Genomic DNA, 24,117 nt, shown 5'->3' with positions numbered 1-24,117 from the left:
CCTCCTACTTCGAAGCTTTTAATTCTAAAATCATATCTCGTACATTAGCGGCTGTTTCAAAATCCAAAGCTTTTGCCGCATCTTTCATTTCTTTTTCTAATTTCATCAATAAAGTGTCTTTTTCTTCCTTCGTCATTTCTTCGTACGAGACTTGTACCGCTTCTTTTGTATCATCTTCCGATTCTTTCGTAATAGAAATCAAATCTCGGATTTCTTTAATGATCGTTTTTGGAACGATCCCATGTTCTTCATTGTACTTCTGCTGAATCGTACGACGTCTTGACGTTTCATCCATCGCTAAACGCATAGAATCCGTCACCTTGTCTGCGTACATGATTACTTTACCTTCTTCATTACGAGCAGCTCGCCCAATCGTTTGGACTAAGGAACGTTCGCTACGTAAAAAGCCTTCTTTATCTGCATCCAAGATAGCAACAAGGGAAACTTCAGGTACATCTAGTCCCTCACGAAGCAAATTGATTCCGACCAACACATCAAATTCGCCTAATCGTAGATCTCGAATGATCTCTGTTCGTTCCAACGTTTTGATATCGCTATGCAGATATTTGACTTTGATTCCTAATTCTTTGAAATAATCTGTGAGGTCTTCTGCCATTTTTTTCGTCAATGTCGTTACAAACACCCGTTGATCTTTTTCGACCCGTTCATTTATTTCGCCTACTAGATCATCGATTTGTCCCATGATTGGGCGTACTTCGATTACTGGATCAAGCAGCCCTGTCGGACGGATGATTTGTTGGATAACGGTATCTGTTTGTTCATATTCATATGGTCCTGGTGTCGCAGAGACATAAATGATCTGATTGACATGTTTTTCAAATTCTTCTAGACGAAGCGGCCGATTATCTAAAGCAGATGGCAAACGGAAACCGTAATCTACTAGCATCTGTTTTCTCGCTCGGTCGCCATTATACATTCCTCTGATTTGAGGCATGGTCACGTGCGATTCGTCAGCCACGATCAAAAAATCTTCAGGAAAGAAATCCAATAGCGTATAAGGCGGTTCGCCTTCTTTACGTCCGTCCATATGCCGAGAATAATTTTCGATTCCTGAAGTGTAGCCCATTTCTAACATCATTTCAATATCATAATTGGTTCGCTGTTCTAAACGTTGAGCTTCTAGAAGTTTGTTTTCATTTCGTAAAACAGCTAAACGCTGCTCTAATTCTGCTTTGATATTCGCTACGGCATGCTCCATATGTTCGTCATTCGTCACAAAGTGAGTTGCCGGAAAGATTGCTACATGTTCCGTTTCTCCTAAAACTTCACCTGTCAGCGCATTGACTTCTCGGATACGTTCGACTTCATCTCCAAAAAACTCCACTCGTAAGGCACGTTCATCTCTTGAAGCCGGGAAAATCTCCACGACATCACCACGCACTCGAAAACGACCGCGCTGAAAATCTATATCATTTCTTTCGAACTGGATACTGACTAAGTCACGAATCAACTGGTTGCGATCTAATTCTGCTCCTTGTCGAATCGAAACGACTTGTTTTTGATACTCAAAAGGCGAACCTAATCCAAAAATACATGAAACGGATGCAATGACGATCACATCATTTCTTTCTAATAATGAACTAGTAGCCGAATGTCGTAATTTATCGATCTCATCATTTACACTTGAATCTTTTTCGATATACGTATCGCTTGAAGGCACATAAGCTTCAGGCTGATAATAATCATAATAAGAAACAAAATATTCAACAGCATTGTTAGGGAAAAATTCCTTGAATTCCCCGTACAGCTGACCAGCCAATGTTTTGTTATGGGCAATAATCAGTGTTGGTTTATTCACTTTCTCAATAAGATTGGAAATCGTATATGTTTTCCCTGTTCCAGTCGCACCTAATAAAATTTGTGCTTTTTTCCCGCCGACTACGCCATCCACTAATTGGTTAATCGCTTCAGGCTGATCACCAGCCGGTTGGTATTTCGAGACAAGCTCAAAGCGTCGGGAGGTATCTCTTTCAATCATTCTTTGTCCTCCTTTTCATTCATTCCTTTTCATTTTACGACCAATAAAAAGAAAAGGAAAGCAAAGGCATTCCTTACTAAAAAATTATACCACACCGAACATACTTTCGCCACTTTTTTCTCTCATTATCCATGTTACGTTTTATAACATAGAATGTTAGAAATTCGCATTTTTTTCATTTTTTCAAGCTTACAGTCTTGTCTGATTCAGCACTTTTCGCCTATAATAATAAAATATTGGAAATTTAGGAGGTTGATTATGAAAAGAAAGCATTTATTTCACTCATTTGTTTTCTTAATGACAGGACTTGTGACACTTGCGTTTGGTCATGTTGCACAAGCTGACAACACTACAACGGCAGAGTCAAGCACAAGCGAGACAATGCAAAAAATAGAGCCCAAAAAAGACGTATACGTAATTGCCAGCGACTCTGCTTTTGCTCCATTTGAATTTCAAAACGCAAACGGTGAGTACGAGGGCATCGATGTAAAATTGATGGAAAGCATCGCCAAGCTGCAAGGATTCAACATCCGAATGGACTATCGTGGATTCTCCGCTGCTTTGCAAGCTTTAGAATCAGGACAAGCAGACGGGATGATTGCCGGAATGACGGTAACGGACGAAAGAAAGAAAAGCTACGATTTTTCTGATTCTTACTTTGACAGCGGAATTCAATTAGCTGTCAAAAAAGGCGACACTTCGATCAAGTCTTATGAAGATTTGAAAGGAAAAACAGTCGGAGCAAAAGTTGGAACCGAAAGTGCAGAATTTTTAAGCGATCATGAATCTGAATACGGCTATTCTATCAAATATTTTGATGCTGCCGATCAATTGTATGACGGGTTGAAAGTTGGCGCAATCGATGCCATGATGGATGATTATCCAGTAATTGGTTATGCGATCAAACAAGGACAAGAACTGGAAACACCGATTGAAAAAGAATCTGGCGGAAAGTATGCATTTGCCGTCAAAAAAGGACAAAACCCTGAACTTCTTAATATGTTCAATGAAGGATTGAAAGAATTAAAAAGAACAGGCGAGTACGATAAGATCATCAAAGAATATGTAGCAGATGGTTCAGAATCTTCTAGCGATTCTTCCGCAGCTGATGAATCGACATTTCTTGGACTTATCCAAAACAACTATCAAGCATTGTTAAAAGGACTTTGGCGAACGATTCTCTTGACTTTGATCTCCTTTGCTTTAGCTATAGTGATCGGTGTGATTTTTGGATTATTCAGTGTAGCACCAATACGCGCGCTTCGCACGGTTGCTAGCATTTATGTCGATATCATCCGTGGGATTCCGATGATGGTTCTTGCATTCTTTATTTTCTTTGGATTGCCTGGTATCGTTGGATTTACGATCCCCGACTTCATCGCTGGTGTTATCACTTTGACTCTTAACGCAAGTGCTTATATCGCAGAGATTGTTCGAGGCGGAATCAATGCCGTTCCTGTCGGACAAATGGAAGCTTCTAGAAGTCTGGGTCTTTCTTATAATCGGACGATGCAAAAAATCATTTTACCACAAGCGATACGCATCATGATTCCATCATTCGTGAATCAGTTCGTTATCTCATTGAAAGATACAACGATCATTTCCGCAATCGGTGTAGTCGAATTGCTACAAACTGGTAAGATCATCGTTGCACGTACGACACAAAGTACGTATGTTTATTTGATCATCGCGATCATGTACTTGATCTTGATCACAGCATTGACAAAATTAGCGAAAGTTTTAGAAAAGAAGGTGAAGTAAGATGGCAGAAAAAATCTTAGTTGAGCATCTAGTCAAAAAATACGGCGATAACACAGTATTAAACGACATCAACGTATCCATCAACGAAGGAGATGTCGTCTGTATCATCGGCCCTTCAGGTTCAGGAAAAAGTACATTCTTGCGTTGCTTGAATCGTTTAGAAGAACCTTCTGACGGTGAGATCATTATTGACGGCGCCCACTTGATGGATAAAAGCACAGATATCAACTTGGTGAGACAACATATTGGAATGGTATTCCAGCACTTTAACCTATTCCCTCATCTTTCTATTTTGGAAAACATCATTTTAGCACCGATGGATCTGAAGAAAGAATCCAGAGAAGAAGCAGAGAAAAAAGCAATCAAATTGCTACAGACAGTTGGTCTAGAAGATAAAAAAGATATGTATCCTGAAATGCTTTCCGGTGGACAAAAACAGCGTGTAGCTATCGCTCGTGCTCTAGCGATGAATCCTGACATCATGCTTTTTGATGAGCCTACTTCTGCACTCGACCCTGAAATGGTCGGTGATGTCTTGAACGTCATGAAAAAATTGGCAGAACAAGGTATGACGATGGTTATCGTTACGCACGAAATGGGGTTCGCTAAAGAAGTAGCCAATCGCGTCATGTTCATTGACGACGGAAACTTTTTAGAAGATGGAACGCCTCAACAAATCTTTGAAAATCCGCAAAATGAACGGACAAAAGATTTCTTGAACAAAGTATTAAATATTTAAATTTACTTCTATAGACTGAGACAAAGTCACTGAAAACAGGTACCTCCAAAAGATTGATGTATGAAGTTACAAAGAAATACACCTATCTCTTGGAGACCTATTTACTTGACTTATGTTTCAGCCTTTTTATTTTTCCGTGATAACACTATATTTTTGTTGCACGAATTCCATCAAGTATACATATAGAACAATCATTCCACATAGAATGCACACATGGAACATACCAAACTCAGCCCTCGTACCCGAATTGATCCTAAAAGTTGAAGCATTTGTATTAAATATTTTAGGATATAGATATAACAAAATATTCTTGAGATCATATTTTCCTAGTGGTGGCAAAAAAAGAAAATAGCTTCCTAAGAGACATAGGGTGATGAAAGAATTCTTTACGACTGTTGTAAAATAATAACAAACTAAAAAGGAAAGAAATGCGAACCCCAATAGGACACTCAATTGAAGCGGCGCTTTCTCAAGATAAGATATTTGCCTAATTAACGCTTCATCGATTTGTGTCGATTTGTCAGCCTGAACAAAAAATCTTGAAAAAGACTGCAACGTCAAAAATAAACTGAGAGAAGCAAGTATAAAAATAGTCAAACTAAGAAACCCCGCTCCTATCTTATGACGATTGATTTGCCATTGAGAATCCAAACAGCGCCTGATTTTCATTGTATGGTATTTGATATCTGCATTTGCTATTACTATCCCGTATACCCCCGAAAAAAAAGGAAAGAGAACAAAAAACGAAGAAGACAATAATTGATTGACCCCGTTTTGGACATTTAAAGCAGCAAAACTGGAATGATAAGCAACGTAATGATATTTCAACGGATTGTCAACTATTTCAGTATTTTGGTTCATACTGATAGAAAAAGGTTGTTCAAGTATTTCTTGGATCGTTTCACCCCTTGCCAAGGCTTCCTCTACATAATATTGGAAATGACGAAGATGACTTTGAATGAGCATTATTTGAGAAACGAACATCAAAGCAGAAAGCAACAATATTACTGAAAGAAAAAGGTAAAATATTTTCGAACGTCTTTGATAATAAAATTCAAAAAGCATTTTTACCTCCTTTTTGTTGAAATAAAAAAGCTGCGTAGATCCTCGGACGTGATAGGTTCTATTTTTCCGTTTTTTACATTTAATAACTCATCAGCCATTTCCAAGTAATATTCTTCATGACCACTTAAGATGACTATAGCTTCTTTTTTCAGCTGAACCAAGCAATAAAGTAGCACTTTTCGATTCTTTTGATCTAATCCATTCAACACTTCATCTAATAAAACAATTCGGGGCGCAAGCAACAATAGCAATAGCAGCGAAAGTATCTTTTTTTCTCCCAGAGAATAGTTCTTAACTTTCACATACGATAAAAATGAAAGGGGTAAAAAATCGATTTTTTGTTTAGAGATTAGTTCTTTTATTTGCCAATTTTTTGTCAGTAAAATCAGATTATCTAATCCAGTTAGATTCAAGTAAAAAGGGGTAGAGTCAAAAACACAAAAACAACTACCTGTTTTTTCAATCGTTCCCGAGTAGCTATCAATACCGACAATGCAGCGAAATAAAGTCGTTTTGCCAATGCCATTATCCCCATAAAGATAATAGATTTTATTTTGATCAAATGTGAATGACAGATGATCAAATAAGATTTTTTGCCCAAATCGTTTAGAAAAATCAATAAGTTTCATAGACAAACTCCTGAATAGATTAGTACCATGTAGAACCCCCCCAGTACCATGTACTCCTACCATATACTTTTTTAACTTTTTCAATCAAAATGAACTAATTCAATCAATCGAGTTTTTTATCTATTCGTATTTTACCAAAATATAGTAATGGCTCATTATCAACTTTTTATCAATATAGAAAGTAATAGCCATCCCCTTGTTTCATTTCCTAGATTCCTTTTCCCCCCCTAATAAACGCTATTGAAAACTAGGATTACTAAGTGTTAATACATAAAAAAATAAAAGACTTACCAATTTTTTCTAGAAATAGAAAATTTTGGTAAGTCTTTTTGACACTTGTGTTTTTTACTAGAAAAGCTACTTCCGCTTTTTCCCGCCAAAAGCATCTTTGAATTTATCGAAGAAACCATCTTCTTGTTGTTCTTCTACTTTGATGCCGCCAGCTTCAGCGAATGCACGTAACGCTTCTCTTTGTTGTTCATTTAGATTTTTCGGCGTGATCAGTTTTACTTTGACATGTTGGTCGCCTGTTGCACCACCACGTAACTTCGGTGCACCTTTTCCACGTAAGCGGAAGTTCGTACCTGTCTGTGTACCAGCAGGAATCTTCAGTTTCACATCTCCATGGACAGTTGGTACTTGCACTTCATCGCCCAAAGCTGCTTGTACAAAACTTAAAGGTAATTCATAGTAAATTTCAGAACCTTCACGGTCAAAGATATCACTTTCTTCTACACGGAAGACCACATACAAATCACCAAATGGTCCGCCGTTTTCTCCGGCTTCTCCTTGACCAGCTAAACGCATTTGTTGTCCTTCTTCTACCCCAGCTGGTACATTCACTTTGACTGAGTGAGCTTTCTTCTCATGCCCTGAGCCATGACAGGTTGGACAAGGTTCTTTGATTTCTTTTCCTGTCCCATGACAAACATCACAAGTTTGACGGCTCATCACTCGTCCAAGCGGTGTTTGGCGTTCTACATTGATCGTACCTGCACCATGGCATTTATGACAAGTAGTTGGTTGCGTACCTGGTTTTGCCCCATTTCCGCCACAAGTATGACAGATCTCTTCCCGATTGTACTTGATTTCTTTCTCTACGCCAAAAATTGCTTCTTCAAAAGATAAGTCGATCGTATATTGCAAATCAGCACCTTGACGAGGCGCATTGGGATCGACTGAACGACCTCCCCCTCCAAAGAACGAGTCGAAGATATCTTCAAAACCACCGAAGCCGCCGCCAGAGAAGCCGCCGAATCCACCAAATCCGCCACCAGCTCCACCAGCACCGTAATTTGGATCTGTACCTGCATGCCCGTATTGGTCATATGCAGCGCGTTTTTGCGGATCACTTAAAATTTCATAAGCTTCTGATACTTCTTTGAATTTTTCTTCCGCATCAGGTTCTTTATTGATATCAGGATGGTATTTTTTTGAAAGCTTACGATAAGCTTTCTTTATTTCATCTTCTGATGCTCCTTTTGAGAGCCCTAAGACTTCATAATAATCACGTTTTGTTGCCATAGGCTTTCCTCCTATTGGTTCTCATCATTTTCACGTCGCTTGTTATCATATCATATTTTGTTTGAAACAAAAACCGATACTTCAAACTATTTTTCAAAAGAAAAAGCCAAAGTAGCAACTTTGGCCTTCTCTCGAAATTCAGTGAACTGATTATTTATCGTCGCCATCGACTTCTTCAAAATCAGCATCAACGACATCATCTGCTCCGCCTTGAGCTGCTTCTGGGTTTTCTTGAGCTTGTTGTTGTGCCGCTTGTTCGTATAGTTTAACAGTCAAGTTTTGAACGATTTCGTTCAATGCATCGCGTTTAGTTTTCATTTCTTCGATGTTGTTTGCTTCAACAGCGGCTTTCAATTCATCGCGAGCTGTTTCTGCTTTTTTCACTTCTTCTTCGTCCACTTTGCCTTCTAATTCTTTCAATGTTTTGTCCACAGAGAATAGCAATGCGTCTACATCATTACGTAGGTCAACTTCCTCTTTACGAGCTTTATCTGCTTCAGCGTTTGCTTCTGCATCTTTTACCATACGTTCGATTTCTTCGTCTGTTAGACCTGAAGAAGATTTAATCGTGATTTTTTGTTCTTTTTGTGTACCTAGATCCTTCGCAGATACATTTACAATCCCGTTTTTATCAATATCGAATGTTACTTCGATTTGTGGGATACCACGAGGAGCTGCTGGAATATCTGTCAATTGGAATCTTCCTAGTGTTTTGTTGTCAGCAGCCATTGGGCGTTCACCTTGTAATACATGGATATCTACTGCTGGTTGATTATCTGCCGCAGTTGAGAACACTTGTGATTTACTTGTTGGGATCGTTGTATTGCGGTCAATCAATTTAGTGAATACACCGCCCATTGTTTCGATACCTAATGACAATGGCGTAACGTCAAGTAAAACAACATCTTTTACATCACCAGTGATTACGCCACCTTGGATAGCAGCACCCATCGCAACTACTTCATCAGGGTTAACTGATTTGTTTGGTTCTTTTCCTGTTTCTTTACGTACTGCTTCTACAACTGCAGGGATACGAGTAGATCCACCGACCAAAATAACTTCGTCGATTTCTGATTGTGATAGACCTGCATCTTTTAGTGCTTGACGTACTGGTACTTTCGTACGTTCTACTAAGTCAGCTGTTAATTCATCAAATTTTGCACGTGTCAATGTCATTTCCAAGTGCAATGGTCCAGATTCACCAGCTGTGATAAATGGTAAGCTGATTTGTGTGCTTGATACGCCAGATAAATCTTTTTTCGCTTTTTCAGCAGCATCTTTCAAGCGTTGTAACGCCATTTTGTCTTGAGATAAGTCAATGCTGTTTTCTTTTTTGAATTCTGCTACCATGTAGTCGATGATTTTGTTATCAAAGTCATCCCCACCTAGATGGTTGTCACCAGCTGTTGACAATACATCAAAGACACCGTCTCCTAATTCAAGGATTGATACGTCAAAAGTACCACCACCAAGGTCGAATACTAAGATTTTTTCGTCACGATCTGTTTTATCCAAACCATAAGCAAGAGCAGCTGCAGTTGGTTCATTGACGATACGTTCTACTTCTAAACCAGCGATTTTACCAGCATCTTTTGTTGCTTGACGTTGTGCATCGTTAAAGTAAGCTGGTACAGTAATAACTGCTTTTTCGACTTTTTCGCCTAAGTAATCTTCTGCAAATCCTTTGATATATTGAAGAATCATTGCTGAGATTTCTTGAGGTGTGTATGATTTGCCTTCTACATCTACTTTGTAACCAGCTTCACCGATATGGCGTTTGATTGATGAAATCGTATTTGGGTTTGTCACAGCTTGACGTTTTGCCACTTCCCCTACTTGGATTTCTCCATTTTTGAATGATACAACAGAAGGTGTTGTACGGTTTCCTTCTGGGTTAGCGATGATTTTTGCTTCGTTTCCTTCTAGTACTGCTACTGCAGAGTTAGTCGTACCTAAGTCAATACCGATAATTTTACTCATAATTAACGTCTCCTTCTTTAATTGAAAGTGTAAGTTTTATATCCGCACAATTATTGTGCAACAATGACCATAGTTGGTCTTAACACGCGATCATGTAATTTATAGCCTTCTTGTAGTACTTCTACAATCGTATCGGCTGGTGTATCTTCAGTCGCCGGAACAGTTTGTACTGCTTGATGAAGATTAGGATCAAAGGATTCTCCTTTAGCAGGGATTTTCTCGATTCCTTCTTCTTCCAGTGCGTTACGTAAACTTTCCAAGACCATTTCCACGCCTTTTTTCAAGCTTGCTCCTTGATCATCTGACACTTCTGTGGCTAATGCACGTTCCAGATTGTCAATTGATGGAAGCAATTTTTTGGCTAAATCTTGTGAACGGTATTTTTGTAATTGCTCACGTTCATTTTTTCCTCGATTTGCCATATTTGCGATTTCCGCACGAGCTCGCAAATATTTATCTTCCATTTCTTCTAATTCAGCTTTTAATTTTGCTGATTCGAATTCTTCCGCTTCAACTTCTGAAATGCCTGAATCTTCTGCAGCTTCGACATCGATTTCCGGTTCTGGTTGAGCATCTGTCATTTCTTTATCTAGTTCTTCTTGATTTTCTTTCACGATACAGTCTTCCTTTCATTATTCAGTCAGCTGTTTGATTGCTCTTATTAAGAAAGAGAGAACGATCAGCTGCAAATAGCTTCGTTATTCACATTACGAGTTTGACAAGTCAAGTGATCGATAGTAATCAGCAAGCTTAGCTGCTAGTTCTCTTCGATAAACATCCACTAGACCAAACATCCGAGAATAAGGCATACTAGTCGGCCCCAACAAGGCTATTGTACCTCTTCCATGACCATCTATCTCGTAACTTGCTTGAATCATGCTCATATTCTGCAATAAATCATTACCTAATTCAGCACCGATCTTGATATGAATATTACTATCCATCGGAGTGATCATTTGTGTAAGTCCATCGGAGTCTTTCATAAAAGAAAACATCGATTTAAACTGATCAAGATCTTGACGGGGCTCATAATCCAAGAGATTCATTTGTCCACTGACATAAACTTTTTCTTCAAATACATGACCAAGAACGGTGTCAAACAACTGGGACATCCCTTCTGTCGTCTGGAAATATTTATGAAGAATCATCGGAATCTCTGTACGTAGTTTATGGTACACCGTCATCAGAGGATCCCCGACTAGACGGTCGTTTACAATTTGCACCATTTTTTCTAGTTCCTGACTTCCCATGTATTCGGGAAGAGTGAACACTTGGCTTTCTACATTTCCCATATCTGTCACGACAATCGCAATGATCTGTCGATTATTCAAGGGTACGATACGAAAGCCTGTTAATCGGCGGTCTTTTATTTCAGGTCCCAACGAAAAAGTCGTATAACTTGTCAGCTCAGATAAGATCTCAGCAGATTGCTTAATGATATCATTGATCTCGTGAAATTCTCTACCTAAAGACTGACGTATCAGCAGCAGATCATCTTCTGCTACGCGAGCAGGTTTTAACAAATGATCCACATAATAACGATAGCCTAAAGCAGATGGAATCCGCCCAGAAGAAGAGTGAGTCTTCAACAGCAACCCTTCATCTTCTAATGCCTTCATATCATTGCGAATCGTTGCTGAACTGGCCTTGACTCCCTCAGACATCAATGTTTTGGAACCAACGGGCACGCCACTACTCGTATAGTGTTGGATGATCAGACGTAAAATGTCGTTTTGTCGCTTTGTTAACATCTTCCTCACCTCTCATTAGCACTCATAGATTCTAAGTGCTAATCCACTTATAAATATAGCAAGAAACCCTTCTCCTGTCAAGAGAAAGACTTCATTTTTTAGCACTCTACCGTTCAGAGTGCTAACTCTGAGCAATCGCTATAAATCCAGTTATATCAACGTTTCAATAGTTCTTTATTGTATTTTTGAACTTTTTTATTTAAATTCCGATAAAAAACAAATATTCTTTAAACTATTTTTCAAACAAAAAACGCTCAAACACATTGTTTCCCAAAAAAGTTCCTCTAGGTGTCAAATAAATACGGTCTTCTTCATTAACAAGTAACCCTTCTTCCTCTAACTTCATCAACACATCTCCGTACACCGATTCAATCGTTTGTTGATAGCGATCATAGAAGTGTTTTTTAGCAATCCCAGTTTTTTTTCTTAGCCCCAAGAACATTTCTTCTTCTATTTGATTTTTTCGTGTCAACTTTTCTTCTTCCAATACCGGGCGTTCATTGACTCGTAATGGACGTAAATAGTGTTGGATTGGTCCTTTGTTGCGGTAACGAATATTTCCAAGATAACCGCTAGCTCCTGCTCCAAACCCAAAATAATGGTCATTGTTCCAATACATCAAGTTATGCTGCGACTCGTGTCCGGAAAGCCCAAAGTTACTTATTTCATATTGGTGACGTCCATGCTTTTCCATTGCTTCAATGGTCTCTTCAAACATTTTAGTTTCCGTTTCCTGATCAGGCAGTTCGAGTCTTCCTTGTCGTACCCAGTTCATGAACATTGTTTTGTTTTCTAGGATCAATGAGTACAAAGAATAGTGAGGCAGATCCAAAGCCAAAGCTTTTTCCAAAGTATCCCGATACCCTTCTAGTGTTTGTCCCGGTAATGCATAAATCAAATCGATGCTTACATTGGTAAAATTTTCTGCTTCTAAAAATTGCATCGTTTGATACACATCTTCTGCGGTGTGTTTACGTCCAATTTTTTTCAATAAGCGATTGTCAAATGTCTGAACTCCCATGGATAAACGATTGACGCCATAGTTTTTCATCACTTGAAGCTTTTCACGGGTCAAATCGCCAGGATTCGCTTCTACAGTAAACTCTTTACCATCCTGGAAAGGCAAGATCTCTCTAGCTCCTGATAACAATCGATCAAGTTGTTTAGCAGATAAAGAGGTTGGTGTTCCGCCCCCTACATAAAGTGTTTCCAAATTCGCTGTCGGATGACTTTCCAGCATTAATCTCATTTCATTCAGCAGCATTTCCACATACTCATCTACCGGTTGCCCTTCTAAAAAAACTTTATTAAAGTCACAGTAATAGCAGATATGCTCGCAAAATGGGATATGAATGTACGCAGAAACCTTATTTTCTGCGGGAATATTTGTTTCTATCATTGAAATTCTTTCTCCTTACGTCGAAAAGTCGTACCTGTTTTCGACCTTCTTTAAACGGTGTTCAAGCACCAGCTCCTTGAAATAAGCCGCATGTTTATAATCTAAGAAGTCTAGTTCCAAAAATGCTTGCTTATTGTCATCGGAGCTACATGTGGCTTTCACAACCTCTCGATAAACGGTGTTCACAAAGCTGACCTTCGGCATTAACTCAAAATCTGCAAAAATATGAAAAGCTATTTTCACAGATTCCTCCTTAAGTGCTCAGGTCACAACGCTTTGCTTACAACCTCTCATATACGCATACTAAACGTATTTGGCAAACAAATCCACTAAAAAATCCAAGAATCGACTTCTTGGATGATTTTTTTTACGTTCATGATTCCTCCTAAACAATCTTGTCCTTCCTTTATTCATAAAAAAACTAGTTAAATCTCTCACTTCAAGAGTTTTAACTAGATTCCTATTATTATTTTTTTGTAAAAATAAATAGTCTCTTAATCATAGATATTTCTTCGGTGTCCCACTTGAATAGCGATAACAACCATTTGATCATCTTCTATCTCTACCAACACACGATATTTGCCAATTCGATAACGCCATTGTCCTGAACGATTAGCGGTCAATCCTTTTCCGAATTTTCTCGGATCGTCAATACCATCAATATGTTGATACAGCCATCGAACAATCAGCGTCGCTTGATGCTTGTCCATTTTACGAAGTTGTTTCTGAATTTCAGGCGTGAATTCTAAACGGTAGGTCATTCCAGCCCTCCAAATTCATGAAGGATTTCTTCCATGGATACTGTTGTTTTTCCACTTTCTACCCAATGTTTATGGGCAATTTCAGCCGTTTGACGATCGTATTCATCTTCTAGTTGTTCCATCGAATAGGTTTTTAGAAGCTCAGATAAAGTAATCCCATAAAATTCCGCCATATAAGAAAGCCATTCTTTTTCGGCATCACTCACACGAACCGTAATCATAGCCATATTATCGCCTCCCTTTTGTATCACATTGTAATACAAAAGGGACAAGATGTCAATTTTATATGATGTACTGAGCTTATTTTGAAATCTTCTCATTTTTTTAACCAATAAAAAAATCCAGGAGAATTATTGGATTGAATGTGATTTCTGAAGAACTTTATTTTGAAACTGCAGACCTTGCAAATGAACTTTTAGAAGAAGGGTAGTTTTTTAAAAATGTACCAAAATTAAACATATCGTAAGAAACACAAAGCACCAAAAAACAAATAGCTTATATTTTTTTAAATATGTTTCTACCTTTATATAGTCTGTTTTTGACATTTCTTTTCCTAAATTGAAACGAACAATTGTTTTTTTCTTTCAAGAGAAATCGTGTGCCAATGATAAAGCAGCACACACTCAATACTCCTAGCAGTATTCTACCTAAAAAATTCAAATTTTCTCCTATTGTCACTTATAGCTCCTCATCTACTTGAATTTTAAACTTGTCTAGCGCTATGCCCAAAGATAATATCATTTCTTCCATCTACTCGATCAAGGCCTTCTGCGATTAGACCTCCAACCGAAGTACCAGCTAAAGCTAAGGCGATTTCTACATCTGCGAGCGCTTTTCCTCTTACAGTGGTAATTCCAATTTGCGCAACAATCACATTTTCAGTTACTCGAGCAATATTTCGCTTGTTTTTTCTAATAATTGCTTTTACCGTATTAACACTTGAATTTGCTAAACCTAGACCCAAAACGATTAATCCTACATCAATGACACCAGCCACAAAACCAGTTGAGTTCCACCAATTTTTCCCTACGCCTCGCATTCTTGGATTGAATCAAATCATTGCTAAATACTGATTGATTGCTTGTCCCATTCTTAATTCATCTTCAGGTGTTAATAATATTTCTCCGTTTTCGTTAAATTTAGGTTGAACATCTCCATATTCTTCCTTGATTTTTTCAAGGGCTAGTTCGGAATTCTTTTTTTCTTCCGAGTAATAAACTGACAAATCTTCAGAACTAAAATTGCTTTTACTATTCTGAGTTTCATCCAGAATCAACTCATTCGCTGAAATAATCATACTCCCACTTGTTGCTACTACGGACAAAACAAAAGTTACTGCTATTACACTAATCCACATTTTAAGTCCAGATATTTCTTTTTCATTATGAATCCTCCAAAATTTAAATTTGCCTTATAAAGACAACATAACTATAAATTAATAACAAGGTTAATAATTTGTAGTATCTCAAAAAGTTGTTTTAGAATCATAACCGTTGCTATTTTTATATTTCGCGAATTGTAAAATTAAGTTAGAAAAATAAAAAGGCATTTATGGTACACTCAAATTGTATTTCCGACGAAAGAAAACAAAGGAGTGTAACCATAAATGACCTACAAACATCTTACCATAGACGAACTGACAATGATAGAATCATATTATCTTCAACATAATAAGCCGGTTGAAATCGCTAACCGAATGGGACGTGCTATACAAACTATTTATAGTGTAGTCAATAAGTTCAACCAAGGCAAGACTGCTCTTGATTATTGGCACCAGTATAAAGAAAATAAGAAAAAATGTGGTAGAAAAGTCATTCAATTACCTGCTCATGAAGTAGATTACATTAAAGAGAAAGTCACTCTTGGTTGGACGCCTGACGTCATTATCGGGCGAAAAGAAAGGCCTGTTTCATGCGGTATGAGAACACTTTATCGTTTATTTTCTAAAGGAATATTTGATATTGACACACTACCGATGAAAGGTAAAAGAAAACCCAATGGCCATCAGGAAAAACGGGGAAAACAACAGTATCAGCGCTCAATCCATGATCGACCTGATAATTATCCTGATTTCAATTCTGAGTTTGGTCACCTTGAAGGTGATACGATCGTTGGCATTCATCATAAAAGTGCCGTCATTACTTTAGTTGAAAGATTATCTAAAGTCATTATCACGATTAAACCCAACGGCCGTAAGGCATTAGATATTGAAACTGCCCTTAATCAATGGTTTTCTCGCTTCCCTAAAAACTTCTTTAAATCTATTACGTTTGACTGTGGAAAAGAATTTTCTAACTGGAAAGCCATTAGTAACCAACATGATATTGATATATATTTTGCGGACCCTGGAACACCTTCTCAACGCCCATTAAACGAGAATTCTAACGGGATTCTGCGTCGTAATGGACTGCCGAAATCAATGGATTTTAGAGAAGTGAATCAGACATTTATTTCCAGTGTCAGCAATCAACGTAATCATATTCCAAGAAAATCATTGAATTACAGAACACCAATCGAAATATTTTTGAGCTATGTACAAGAAGCATTTTATTCTAGCTTAATTTGACAAATCATATTTCATAAAAAAATAATACTAATTTTAAAAAAATTCAAATTCAATCACCTTGTTGTCAAATTATCAGCTAGGCACAGTAATAGCAGATATGCTCGCAAAATGGGATATGAATGTACGCAGAAACTTTATTTTCTGTGGCTTTCACTATTTTCTTAATGAACTGGTTACATGGTTATATATATCATGCTGAATGTTTGACACGTTTTATTGTTTCGTTTTTATAAATACTTTTTACCTTCCAGTTTCTTTTTAGATTGTATTCTAATAAATAGAGAAGCTAGTCAGAGCCGCTACCTAGAAGACCAGTTATTTTTTCTCTTTTGGTACTCAATTTTTCCATCAATCAAAGAAACTTTCCGACAGTATTCTTCTTAATTCGAATAGATTCGCAGAATAGAATCAATAGTAGACTTTCTGACTCAATCTAAGATTCTTTCATAGACAGTAACGTTGAGGCAGCTGGTTCTTTGTCATCTACGTATGCAAAATGTTATAATGCTAGTAAATAAAGTTGGCTGCCTATGTACTCTGTCTAAAACTTAAGAATTGTTGTTTCCTCTGTCGCTATCCAAATTTAATGAATGTCTGTATATTAAAACTGTTGTCCTTGTCATAGATAATAAAGGAGAGCTTGAAAATGAAAACTGCGATTACGTTTCTATTAGAGGAATATGCCGATTGGGAAGGGGCTTACATTACTAGCATACTAAACCAGAATGAGGGATGGCAAAATAAAACTGCTTCTATCCAATCAGAGGTCACTTCCATTGGAGGACTAAAAACAAAAATCGATTATTTAATCGAACAAATACCTGAAAAAATTGATCTCTTTATTATGATTGGTGGCAATTCATGGGACATAGAAAACCACCATTTATATTTAATAATCGATAAATTTTTAAAAACAGGCGTACCAGTAGCTGCTATTTGTGGGGCAGTTGATTATTTAGCACAGAGCGGATTATTGCAAGGTTACAAACACACCGGAAATGCGCAATTACCTTGGTTAGAATCGGAAAATTATCATAATAAAGAAGATTTTATAGAACAACAAGCTGTAAAAGATCATAACTTGATTACCGCGAATGGAACAGCTCCTATAGAATTCACAGATTTGATTCTTCAAGCAGTCCATTTTGAAACAGAAGAAACAAGACAAAAAACGATTCGTCTATACAAACTTGGATACTATGATTACTATAAAAAGTACGGAGACCCTTTCTCCTAAACATTCTCTTCAATTGGATACTCTTATCAATGTTGTGACAAGCAATTCTAACAATGATTGCTTGTCACACTTTTTTATGGTATTTATTAAAGAAGATACACTCTATTTATGTTCACTATAGAAGATCCCATTAATTTACAAATTTATATATCGTGTTAAACTTTTTCTTTTATTTTTCTATTTTAAATTAAAAATGGAGAACCAACTTCTTAACTCATTCGTAAAAGAAAAAATATTGCTAGTAGACTAATGGTTCCTATAAAAATTGTGCTAGATAAAACTAGTACTTTGCTGTATATAGTTGACTTCTTCCCACATTTTTTTAAATTTCTTACATAGAGAAAAGCTAAAAGAGCTCCTATTAGATTTCCTGTTATAACTTGTTGGACAACAGTAAATTGTAGGTATATTCTTAACAAGCTGGGTTCAATTGTTCTTTTTTCTAAAAAATAAAGAATACTTGCTTGAAATAACATTAAAAAAGGAAATAAAGAACCAAGAGCGATATATGGATTATGGAAAAAAGCTTCGTGTATCATTCCATTCATTCTGATAGTCATTAATATAGCATAGAAATAAAAAAGGAAAGCTGCGGCTATCCAATAACCAAGTAAAATGTGTTTCCAGAGTCCTTCTATCCTGTTTCTTCTCATCTAGCTCTCCTCTCTCAGCGTATATACACCATAAGCACGAACTAAATAATCCGCTAAGCAACTCAAGCTGATCAATGATTGAAATGGTTTATTTTCTTTTCCAAGGATAAAGCGATTACAATAATAATTTAAATGATAAGTACTATGGCGTGCGAAATAATTATCTCCAGCTGCAGTAATGGTCAAAACTGGAATCTTCTGTAATTCAAAGACAGTCAGATTTTCTTTGACCTCATGTGTTTCACCGCTCAAAGAAACAATAATGACCATATCTTCTAATGTTATCAGTGGCATGGCCATATCAAACTCCGTCTTATTTGGCAACACCATTACTCTCTTTCCAATACCTAGCATCATTTTATAAAACTCATTAATTACTTTCTTTTGTGAAAATCCCGTTGCATAGCAATAGATCATCTTACTTCGGTCTAAGCATTGAAGGATTGGCTTTAAGTTGACAGCCTTCATATAATGAAGCGTCTGCTGGATATCTTCCAGTTGTTTTTCAAAAATGTCTTCTTGTGTTCTAAGTCCATTTTCTTTGTTTTTTACATGTCGTAAAAAATATTTGAACTCAGAATAACCAGAAAACCCCAATTTCTTAGTTGTTCTCATAATGGAAGATTTTGAGACATAAAGTCTTTCCGCTAAGTCAGTTATTTTCAAATTTTGTATCAAGCTAGGATCCGATAAAATAAAGTTCAAGATTCCTCGGTCTAGTTCGCTTAATTTTTCTGCATGTTGATGAATCAATTTTTCTAGTTCCATACGATTCCTCCTCTATTATTAGTATATGCAATAACATGAAACTATTTTTTAATAGAGGAGGACCACGATGTATTTGGGATACTGCTATTTCAATTCAGGCCAGTACTCTTGGTTTACACTCACCAAATCATCTAATAGATCTTTTGCAACTTTTGCGTTTGGAACAATCTTTGATAATGTCAGTGCTTGCCATAATTTCTGATAAGACCTTTCTTCCCAAGCTTCGACTACTAATTTTTCGACAGCTACTTGTTGTTCCATCAATCCCTTTTGGAAGCGTGGAATCTTTCCTTGTATCAATGGTTCTGGTCCATTGCTGCCAACTATACAGGGTATTTCTACCATCGCCGACTCATCAAAATTCTCGATAGCTCCGTTATTAGGTACGATCAGCAACATCCTTTCATGAGTGTTATAGGCAATTGCTCGTGCTAAATCAACGATATAGCTAGCATGTTCATCGATTTCCAGTATCGTATTTTCTGCTGAACCACTATTAGTGATACGATCACATTCATTAAATACTTGTTTTTCGCGTCCAATCATCACTTCATTTGCACGCGTAAACTCTGGGTTGGTGTGCGCTACTTCATCTTGCGGATAAAAGTAATATTTCAAATAAGTGTTAGGAAGAGTAGTTGGGTCAATGTCATATACTTCTTTTGCTTTCATAAATGTATGTTTCCAACTTGCATCGGTTTGTTGTGATTCTTGAGATTCCGATGGTAGAGCGTAACCAAACTGACTAACATATTCTTGAATTTTAGGCATCAAATCATTTCCTTCTGTATCTCGGATATCCGTCCACCAACCAAAATGATTCAAGCCATAGTAGCGTACGACCATTTCTTTGCGTGAAGCTAAGCCGATAGCTTGAGCCATACGCTCTTCAATTCCCACCGGCATATCACATATATTGATGATTTTTGCTTTAGGACGTAATTTTCGAGTCGCTTCTGCCACGATCGCCGCTGGATTAGAGTAATTGAGCATCCACGCATTTGGTGAATATTTTTCCATATAATCTATCAACTCTAAAACACCGCCAATTGAACGCATCCCATAAGCAATTCCGCCAGGTCCACAAGTTTCCTGACCAACTACCCCATACTTCAACGGAATTTTTTCATCTTTTTCCCGCATCGCATATAAGCCAACACGAATATGTGCCATAACAAAATCAACATCAGTGAATGCTGTTTCTGGATCAGTAGTGGCTGTAAATAAAATATCTGGTGCTCTTTCCTTCAATAAAATCTCACACGCAGAAGCAATACGTGCTTGTCTTTCCTCCAGATTGTCATAAAATTTGATTTGCCGGATAGGAAATCTATCCAGATGTTTCAAAAGCATCAAAACAATTCCAGGAGTAAATGTACTCCCTCCGCCGGCAATCGTGATTGAAAATTTTTTCATATTAACATCCCCTTTCTATCTGTCTGTTAAGACTTTTGTGAAACTATTGTTCTATTTCTAATAAACGTTCAAATTGTTCACGTACTTGTGGCACGTCCAAACCAACTATTACTTGAAAAGCATTACCGTTTCTCACTACACCGTGTGCTCCACCTTCTTTAAAAATCGTATCTTCTAAAACCAACATTTCATTTTTTACAGTTATTCTCAAGCGTGTAGCACAATTTGTGACTTTTTCAATATTGTCGGCCCCTCCAAAACCTTCTAAATAAACAGCAGCTTGATTCTCATATACATTTTCAATTTCTGTTTTTGAAGTTTTCCTCTCTTTTTCTTTGTAATCTTTTTTAGTATATAATTTAACAGCGTCGGTATTCTCTTCTCTTCCCATAGTAGCAATATCAAATTTGAGAATCAGGTATCGGAACACAACAAAATAGATCCCTGTAAAAGCTAGCCCAATCACTAGTTGAGTAAAGATCATCCCTTTATGGTTTTGGAATAATGGAATCCAGACTTTCACGAACAAGTCAATAAATCCACCACCAATATCCCCTACCACGCCAAAACCATACATTATTGCTGCCATTGTAGCAGCCAAAAATGAATGAACAGCAAATAATGGTGGAGATATAAATAGAAACGTAAACTCTAATGGCTCAGTGATACCCGCCAAAACAGCTGTCAAAGTAGCGGGGATCAGGATCGTCAGCACCTTTTTCCTATTCTCAGATCTTGCAGTGAAGTAAAACGCTGCGGCAATACCTGGAGAAGCGAATATCTTTGAATTCCCGTGCAAAGCAAAACCGCCTTCTGGAAAAAGCTGCTTAAGTGGCTGTTCGCTGCGAGCAAACTCCTGAAGATGTGTCATCCAGTATCTCGCAATCCCTTCTTCTACTACTGCTGGACCAAATGCAAACGGTGCGTAAATAAAATGATGTAAACCGGTTGGAATCAAAATACGTTCTAAAAAAGTGTAAAGCCAGACACCAAAGATACCAGCACCTGCTAAGAAACCTTGCAATGAACTAATTGCCAACTGGATCTTGGGCCAGATAAGGCAGATCAAAAATGCAATAGGCAACATGACGAAAAAACTGATAATCACAACAAATGATGACCCTTGGTAGATCCCTAAAAAATCCGGCAGCTTTTTATCAAAGAATCGATTATGCAGATACACTACAACAGCTGAAATCAAGATTGCCCCTATAATTCCTGTATCCAATGTTTTGATACCCGCAATCATTTTCAGTCCACTCGCACCGCCCGGGTCGGCAGAAAAATCAACACCAAAAAATCCGCTATAAAAGCCTAACATAGTAGAAATGAAATAATTACAAGTAATATAGACTACAAATGCTTCCATCACTGCTCTAGCACTTGCTTTTTTAGCTAATCCGATAGGTAATCCAATAACAAACAACAACTCCATTTGATTGAATACGGTCCAAGCACCACTTTCAACCACTGACCAGATCGAATACCATGCTGTTCCTTCTGTAGCAATACTCCCCACTAACATTGGGTTTTTGAAGATGATACATAAAGCCACCATGATACCCGAAAAAGAAAAAAGCAAAACCGGTGTAAACATAGCTCCACCAAAGCGTTGAACCTTTTCCATCATAATAATAAGTCAACTCCTTCCGTGCATATCTTGTGTCGCAGGTTTAGTATAAGTACAAAAGAAACCGGTTACAATAGCTATTACACTTTAAGAAACTTAATTTCAATAATAGTTCTTAGGTAGCAGATAATGGGAAATTTCCCTAAATACATAAACAAAAGACAGATTTAATCAATGTATAGAAATTTTTGTCTACGCTTCTCCTTTAACCAGAGAAATTTAGAATTATGCTATACTAGTATTAATTAAAGTGATGAGGTGTTTTATATGAAAAAGTTAGGGTTTATTTTAGCGTCGATCTCCTTATTCCTTGTAGGATGTACATCTGCTAGTAAAGAAACCAGTGAGTCATCTGCGACCGCAGTCAAAAGTTCCATCAGACAAACTAGTTCAGCTGAAAAATCAAGTACACAGAAATCAGCTTCTTCTGAATCGGATGCATCTTCAACCACCAGCAAACTTTCAGAGTCCAACCCTTCTTCTATATCTAGTGATACGGTTGACACGAGTCTTTCTTCTTCCACAGCAGACACATCCTTCTCACAGTCTTCTCAGTCAGTAGATCCGTTAGCAGGATATTCTGATCTGCAAATTGAGTACGCACGCGTTTGGTTGGCTGTCAAGGGTAATACTTTTAAAGATGCATCAGGCGATTTTGAACTACATGTTATTCATTATCCGGCAGGAACACCTATCGATCCCTATGATGCAGGGAGCGTAGGTTATCCAAAAGACGTAGTTATGCTTACTGGGAAATACGGCTACCAAGGAATTCTAGTGTATTCTAGTAACCACGACGGGACGATCACTAGTTATCCAGTTCCTTCACATTGGCAAATGCCTGCAGATCAAGCCTCTGACCCAGCATTCATTAAAAAAACAACTCAAGAAATCATTGATCATGCATCTGTGGTTGTTATTCCTACAGGCAACCCAAATGACGTGAAACAGTTAATCAATGTGACAGTTATAGATAATTAAACTTTCTAATATGTTATACAAAAAGAAGCTGACAGCATTTTGTCAGCTTCTTTCACTTTCTTTTCTATAGTTTTTTTGCTGGTCTTTGATAGGCTGGTCCTTAGTGTGTCGAATGGTTGCATAGATAGTCTTTTCTGCAGAAACACTTCTAGCATTATTAGGAAATTTAACGTTATTATCAAATTGTAATTGTGCATAGGTTAATTCTTGCTGTTCATTAGAATGACTTAGTGTCATTGATTTTATCTGTGAAAGATTTTTCTTTGTATCTTGTTTCTCAAATTTCTCAAAATGACTTGTTGATCCAGCAGCTTGAACAACTTGTTTTTTCTTTTCTCTTCTTACTGGAAGTGGAATTTTCTTTTTTACGCCTGTATCTTCTATTTCTTTTTTAGCGAGAGCAGGAGCAACTAATTCATCAAGTTTTTGCTTAATATAGCGGTCATTGATAAATGGTGAATTCAAATTTTTCAAAAATGTATCGTATCTAGATGATACTGTTAATCTATTTTTTAATAGATTTAAAACAGCTTGCGTCCAAACTAGCCCATTTTTATGATAGATTTCTAAACTTTTGCTATTAGCGGAAGCCTTCAGTTGTTGTTCGAATACGGAAAAATGGTTAACAAATTCTCTTGGTTCTTTTACATTCCCAAATGTTTTTGTAAAAAGACGTGGATCATATTCTTGATTGATATCAAATCTACTAAACCCTTCTAGTTTATCTTGTCCATAATCTATACGTTTCTTCTGAATATATACTTCATTAATATAAGGTGACCGGAATTTTTCTAGAAAAGAATCAAATTCTTCACGGCTATTCAATTTTTTCTCGCAAAGCTTCAATAAAGCATCGGTCCAAGATAATCCATTTTCATGATATAAAAGATAATTTTTGTTATCAGTTGCTCTGAGTTGCTTCTCAAATATATTAAAATAATATTCAAATTCACTTGGTCTCTTCAACTTATTGAACCTTTTTGCAAACAATTTTGGATCAAATTCTTTGTAAATACTAAAACCTTCGAAGTCATTTATCAAGTTAACTACATCCATAATCTCACTCCATTATCAAAAATATATCTTACTTATATAAGGATAGCAAAACATCTATTTTTATTGCTTCACAATTAGAACTATTTTTTCTTAAATTTGTAAAAAATCATTAAATAAAAACTGTTCTCCTATCAAATCCTCAGCCACAAGTCACAATAGTCATAAACCATGAGAAGCTGTTTTTATTTGGCTGTTCGTATTA

At 37.0% G+C, this 24,117-nt stretch carries 23 protein-coding genes; 5 read left to right on the top strand and 18 right to left on the bottom strand.

Annotated features, from left to right (window positions below):
- Nucleotides 1-4: 4 nt before the first annotated feature.
- Nucleotides 5-1,999, bottom strand: coding sequence for an excinuclease ABC subunit UvrB (gene uvrB / locus IGK53_RS05420; RefSeq protein ID WP_002292109.1), 1,995 nt, complete (start codon nucleotides 1,997-1,999; stop codon nucleotides 5-7).
- 258 nt (nucleotides 2,000-2,257) lie between these two features.
- Between uvrB and IGK53_RS05415 the strand changes: the two genes are divergently transcribed.
- Entirely contained in the window at nucleotides 2,258-3,760 is a 1,503-nt protein-coding gene (locus IGK53_RS05415; protein ID WP_002292110.1) for an amino acid ABC transporter substrate-binding protein/permease, read from the top strand.
- Nucleotide 3,761: 1 nt separating this feature from the next.
- A complete protein-coding gene (locus IGK53_RS05410; protein WP_002292113.1) occupies nucleotides 3,762-4,499 on the top strand; it encodes an amino acid ABC transporter ATP-binding protein in 738 nt (245 codons plus the stop codon).
- A gap of 126 nt (nucleotides 4,500-4,625) precedes the next feature.
- Here IGK53_RS05410 and IGK53_RS05405 read toward each other — a convergent pair whose 3' ends face one another.
- The 12 genes from IGK53_RS05405 to IGK53_RS05350 form a co-directional block, all read right to left on the bottom strand.
- A complete protein-coding gene (locus IGK53_RS05405; RefSeq protein ID WP_002329318.1) occupies nucleotides 4,626-5,564 on the bottom strand; it encodes a hypothetical protein in 939 nt (312 codons plus the stop codon).
- Between the two features lie 2 nt (nucleotides 5,565-5,566).
- Nucleotides 5,567-6,193 (bottom strand): ATP-binding cassette domain-containing protein, encoded by a 627-nt coding sequence (locus IGK53_RS05400; RefSeq protein ID WP_002335757.1) that lies wholly within the window; start codon nucleotides 6,191-6,193, stop codon nucleotides 5,567-5,569.
- Between the two features lie 357 nt (nucleotides 6,194-6,550).
- Entirely contained in the window at nucleotides 6,551-7,717 is a 1,167-nt protein-coding gene (gene dnaJ / locus IGK53_RS05395) for a molecular chaperone DnaJ (protein ID WP_002292130.1), read from the bottom strand.
- A 150-nt stretch (nucleotides 7,718-7,867) separates the two neighbouring features.
- Nucleotides 7,868-9,697, bottom strand: coding sequence for a molecular chaperone DnaK (gene dnaK, locus IGK53_RS05390; protein WP_002292134.1), 1,830 nt, complete (start codon nucleotides 9,695-9,697; stop codon nucleotides 7,868-7,870).
- A 50-nt stretch (nucleotides 9,698-9,747) separates the two neighbouring features.
- Nucleotides 9,748-10,311 (bottom strand): nucleotide exchange factor GrpE, encoded by a 564-nt coding sequence (gene grpE / locus IGK53_RS05385; RefSeq protein WP_002292135.1) that lies wholly within the window; start codon nucleotides 10,309-10,311, stop codon nucleotides 9,748-9,750.
- A 93-nt stretch (nucleotides 10,312-10,404) separates the two neighbouring features.
- Entirely contained in the window at nucleotides 10,405-11,448 is a 1,044-nt protein-coding gene (gene hrcA / locus IGK53_RS05380) for a heat-inducible transcriptional repressor HrcA (protein WP_002329320.1), read from the bottom strand.
- A gap of 232 nt (nucleotides 11,449-11,680) precedes the next feature.
- Complete coding sequence (hemW, locus tag IGK53_RS05375) at nucleotides 11,681-12,847, bottom strand: radical SAM family heme chaperone HemW (RefSeq protein WP_002329321.1); 1,167 nt, start codon at nucleotides 12,845-12,847, stop codon at nucleotides 11,681-11,683.
- A gap of 15 nt (nucleotides 12,848-12,862) precedes the next feature.
- The gene (locus tag IGK53_RS05370) at nucleotides 12,863-13,090 is read right to left on the bottom strand and encodes a hypothetical protein (protein WP_002329322.1); all 228 of its coding nucleotides are present in this window, start codon (nucleotides 13,088-13,090) and stop codon (nucleotides 12,863-12,865) included.
- A gap of 251 nt (nucleotides 13,091-13,341) precedes the next feature.
- Nucleotides 13,342-13,608, bottom strand: a complete 267-nt coding sequence (locus tag IGK53_RS05365; protein WP_002329323.1) for a type II toxin-antitoxin system RelE family toxin — start codon at nucleotides 13,606-13,608, stop codon at nucleotides 13,342-13,344.
- On the bottom strand, nucleotides 13,605-13,835 hold the full coding sequence (gene relB / locus IGK53_RS05360) for a type II toxin-antitoxin system RelB family antitoxin (RefSeq protein ID WP_002329324.1): 231 nt from the start codon (nucleotides 13,833-13,835) through the stop codon (nucleotides 13,605-13,607). Before relB ends, IGK53_RS05365 begins: the two co-directional genes overlap by 4 nt.
- 476 nt (nucleotides 13,836-14,311) lie before the next feature.
- Entirely contained in the window at nucleotides 14,312-14,647 is a 336-nt protein-coding gene (locus IGK53_RS05355; protein WP_002329326.1) for a hypothetical protein, read from the bottom strand.
- Between the two features lie 12 nt (nucleotides 14,648-14,659).
- On the bottom strand, nucleotides 14,660-14,965 hold the full coding sequence (locus tag IGK53_RS05350) for a hypothetical protein (RefSeq protein WP_002329327.1): 306 nt from the start codon (nucleotides 14,963-14,965) through the stop codon (nucleotides 14,660-14,662).
- Nucleotides 14,966-15,214: 249 nt separating this feature from the next.
- Between IGK53_RS05350 and IGK53_RS05345 the strand changes: the two genes are divergently transcribed.
- Together IGK53_RS05345 and IGK53_RS05340 are read left to right on the top strand one after the other, a co-directional pair.
- Nucleotides 15,215-16,174 (top strand): IS30-like element IS6770 family transposase, encoded by a 960-nt coding sequence (locus IGK53_RS05345; protein ID WP_002362389.1) that lies wholly within the window; start codon nucleotides 15,215-15,217, stop codon nucleotides 16,172-16,174.
- A gap of 646 nt (nucleotides 16,175-16,820) precedes the next feature.
- Nucleotides 16,821-17,411 carry a type 1 glutamine amidotransferase family protein gene (locus IGK53_RS05340; protein ID WP_430605027.1) on the top strand — a complete coding sequence of 197 codons (591 nt, stop codon included), beginning with the start codon at nucleotides 16,821-16,823 and terminating at the stop codon, nucleotides 17,409-17,411.
- Nucleotides 17,412-17,620: 209 nt separating this feature from the next.
- Here the strand turns inward: IGK53_RS05340 and IGK53_RS05335 are convergent, their stop codons facing one another.
- From IGK53_RS05335 to IGK53_RS05320, 4 genes are all read right to left on the bottom strand, one after another.
- On the bottom strand, nucleotides 17,621-18,064 hold the full coding sequence (locus IGK53_RS05335) for a hypothetical protein (protein ID WP_002329330.1): 444 nt from the start codon (nucleotides 18,062-18,064) through the stop codon (nucleotides 17,621-17,623).
- Nucleotides 18,065-18,832, bottom strand: a complete 768-nt coding sequence (locus tag IGK53_RS05330; protein ID WP_002329331.1) for a MurR/RpiR family transcriptional regulator — start codon at nucleotides 18,830-18,832, stop codon at nucleotides 18,065-18,067.
- Between the two features lie 84 nt (nucleotides 18,833-18,916).
- Complete coding sequence (locus tag IGK53_RS05325) at nucleotides 18,917-20,248, bottom strand: 6-phospho-alpha-glucosidase (protein WP_002329332.1); 1,332 nt, start codon at nucleotides 20,246-20,248, stop codon at nucleotides 18,917-18,919.
- 43 nt (nucleotides 20,249-20,291) lie between these two features.
- Nucleotides 20,292-21,878: an alpha-glucoside-specific PTS transporter subunit IIBC gene (locus IGK53_RS05320; RefSeq protein ID WP_002329333.1), complete on the bottom strand. Its 1,587-nt coding sequence runs from the start codon at nucleotides 21,876-21,878 to the stop codon at nucleotides 20,292-20,294.
- 267 nt (nucleotides 21,879-22,145) lie between these two features.
- Between IGK53_RS05320 and IGK53_RS05315 the strand changes: the two genes are divergently transcribed.
- Nucleotides 22,146-22,859: a hypothetical protein gene (locus IGK53_RS05315; RefSeq protein ID WP_002329334.1), complete on the top strand. Its 714-nt coding sequence runs from the start codon at nucleotides 22,146-22,148 to the stop codon at nucleotides 22,857-22,859.
- A gap of 42 nt (nucleotides 22,860-22,901) precedes the next feature.
- Here IGK53_RS05315 and IGK53_RS05310 read toward each other — a convergent pair whose 3' ends face one another.
- Nucleotides 22,902-23,915 carry a hypothetical protein gene (locus tag IGK53_RS05310; protein WP_002329335.1) on the bottom strand — a complete coding sequence of 338 codons (1,014 nt, stop codon included), beginning with the start codon at nucleotides 23,913-23,915 and terminating at the stop codon, nucleotides 22,902-22,904.
- Nucleotides 23,916-24,117 lie beyond the last annotated feature (202 nt).

Origin of the sequence: Enterococcus sp. DIV1224 (assembly GCF_050555455.1) — a bacterium.
In the GTDB taxonomy this organism is placed as follows: domain Bacteria; phylum Bacillota; class Bacilli; order Lactobacillales; family Enterococcaceae; genus Enterococcus_B; species Enterococcus_B lactis.
This window is presented reverse-complemented; position numbering and strand designations above follow the sequence as displayed.

Coding starts and splice junctions, on each gene's coding strand:
- dnaJ (WP_002292130.1), bottom strand. CDS start 7,717: ATGGCAACAAAACGTGATTATTATGAAGTCTTAGGGCTCTCAAAAGGA.
- IGK53_RS05415 (WP_002292110.1), top strand. CDS start 2,258: ATGAAAAGAAAGCATTTATTTCACTCATTTGTTTTCTTAATGACAGGA.
- IGK53_RS05400 (WP_002335757.1), bottom strand. CDS start 6,193: ATGAAACTTATTGATTTTTCTAAACGATTTGGGCAAAAAATCTTATTT.
- relB (WP_002329324.1), bottom strand. CDS start 13,835: ATGGCTATGATTACGGTTCGTGTGAGTGATGCCGAAAAAGAATGGCTT.
- IGK53_RS05315 (WP_002329334.1), top strand. CDS start 22,146: ATGAAAAAGTTAGGGTTTATTTTAGCGTCGATCTCCTTATTCCTTGTA.
- hrcA (WP_002329320.1), bottom strand. CDS start 11,448: ATGTTAACAAAGCGACAAAACGACATTTTACGTCTGATCATCCAACAC.
- IGK53_RS05325 (WP_002329332.1), bottom strand. CDS start 20,248: ATGAAAAAATTTTCAATCACGATTGCCGGCGGAGGGAGTACATTTACT.
- IGK53_RS05310 (WP_002329335.1), bottom strand. CDS start 23,915: ATGGATGTAGTTAACTTGATAAATGACTTCGAAGGTTTTAGTATTTAC.
- uvrB (WP_002292109.1), bottom strand. CDS start 1,999: ATGATTGAAAGAGATACCTCCCGACGCTTTGAGCTTGTCTCGAAATAC.
- IGK53_RS05410 (WP_002292113.1), top strand. CDS start 3,762: ATGGCAGAAAAAATCTTAGTTGAGCATCTAGTCAAAAAATACGGCGAT.
- IGK53_RS05365 (WP_002329323.1), bottom strand. CDS start 13,608: ATGACCTACCGTTTAGAATTCACGCCTGAAATTCAGAAACAACTTCGT.
- IGK53_RS05405 (WP_002329318.1), bottom strand. CDS start 5,564: ATGCTTTTTGAATTTTATTATCAAAGACGTTCGAAAATATTTTACCTT.
- IGK53_RS05350 (WP_002329327.1), bottom strand. CDS start 14,965: ATGTGGATTAGTGTAATAGCAGTAACTTTTGTTTTGTCCGTAGTAGCA.
- IGK53_RS05320 (WP_002329333.1), bottom strand. CDS start 21,878: ATGATGGAAAAGGTTCAACGCTTTGGTGGAGCTATGTTTACACCGGTT.
- IGK53_RS05340 (WP_430605027.1), top strand. CDS start 16,821: ATGAAAACTGCGATTACGTTTCTATTAGAGGAATATGCCGATTGGGAA.
- IGK53_RS05345 (WP_002362389.1), top strand. CDS start 15,215: ATGACCTACAAACATCTTACCATAGACGAACTGACAATGATAGAATCA.
- IGK53_RS05355 (WP_002329326.1), bottom strand. CDS start 14,647: ATGCGAGGCGTAGGGAAAAATTGGTGGAACTCAACTGGTTTTGTGGCT.
- dnaK (WP_002292134.1), bottom strand. CDS start 9,697: ATGAGTAAAATTATCGGTATTGACTTAGGTACGACTAACTCTGCAGTA.
- IGK53_RS05335 (WP_002329330.1), bottom strand. CDS start 18,064: ATGAGAAGAAACAGGATAGAAGGACTCTGGAAACACATTTTACTTGGT.
- hemW (WP_002329321.1), bottom strand. CDS start 12,847: ATGATAGAAACAAATATTCCCGCAGAAAATAAGGTTTCTGCGTACATT.
- IGK53_RS05330 (WP_002329331.1), bottom strand. CDS start 18,832: ATGGAACTAGAAAAATTGATTCATCAACATGCAGAAAAATTAAGCGAA.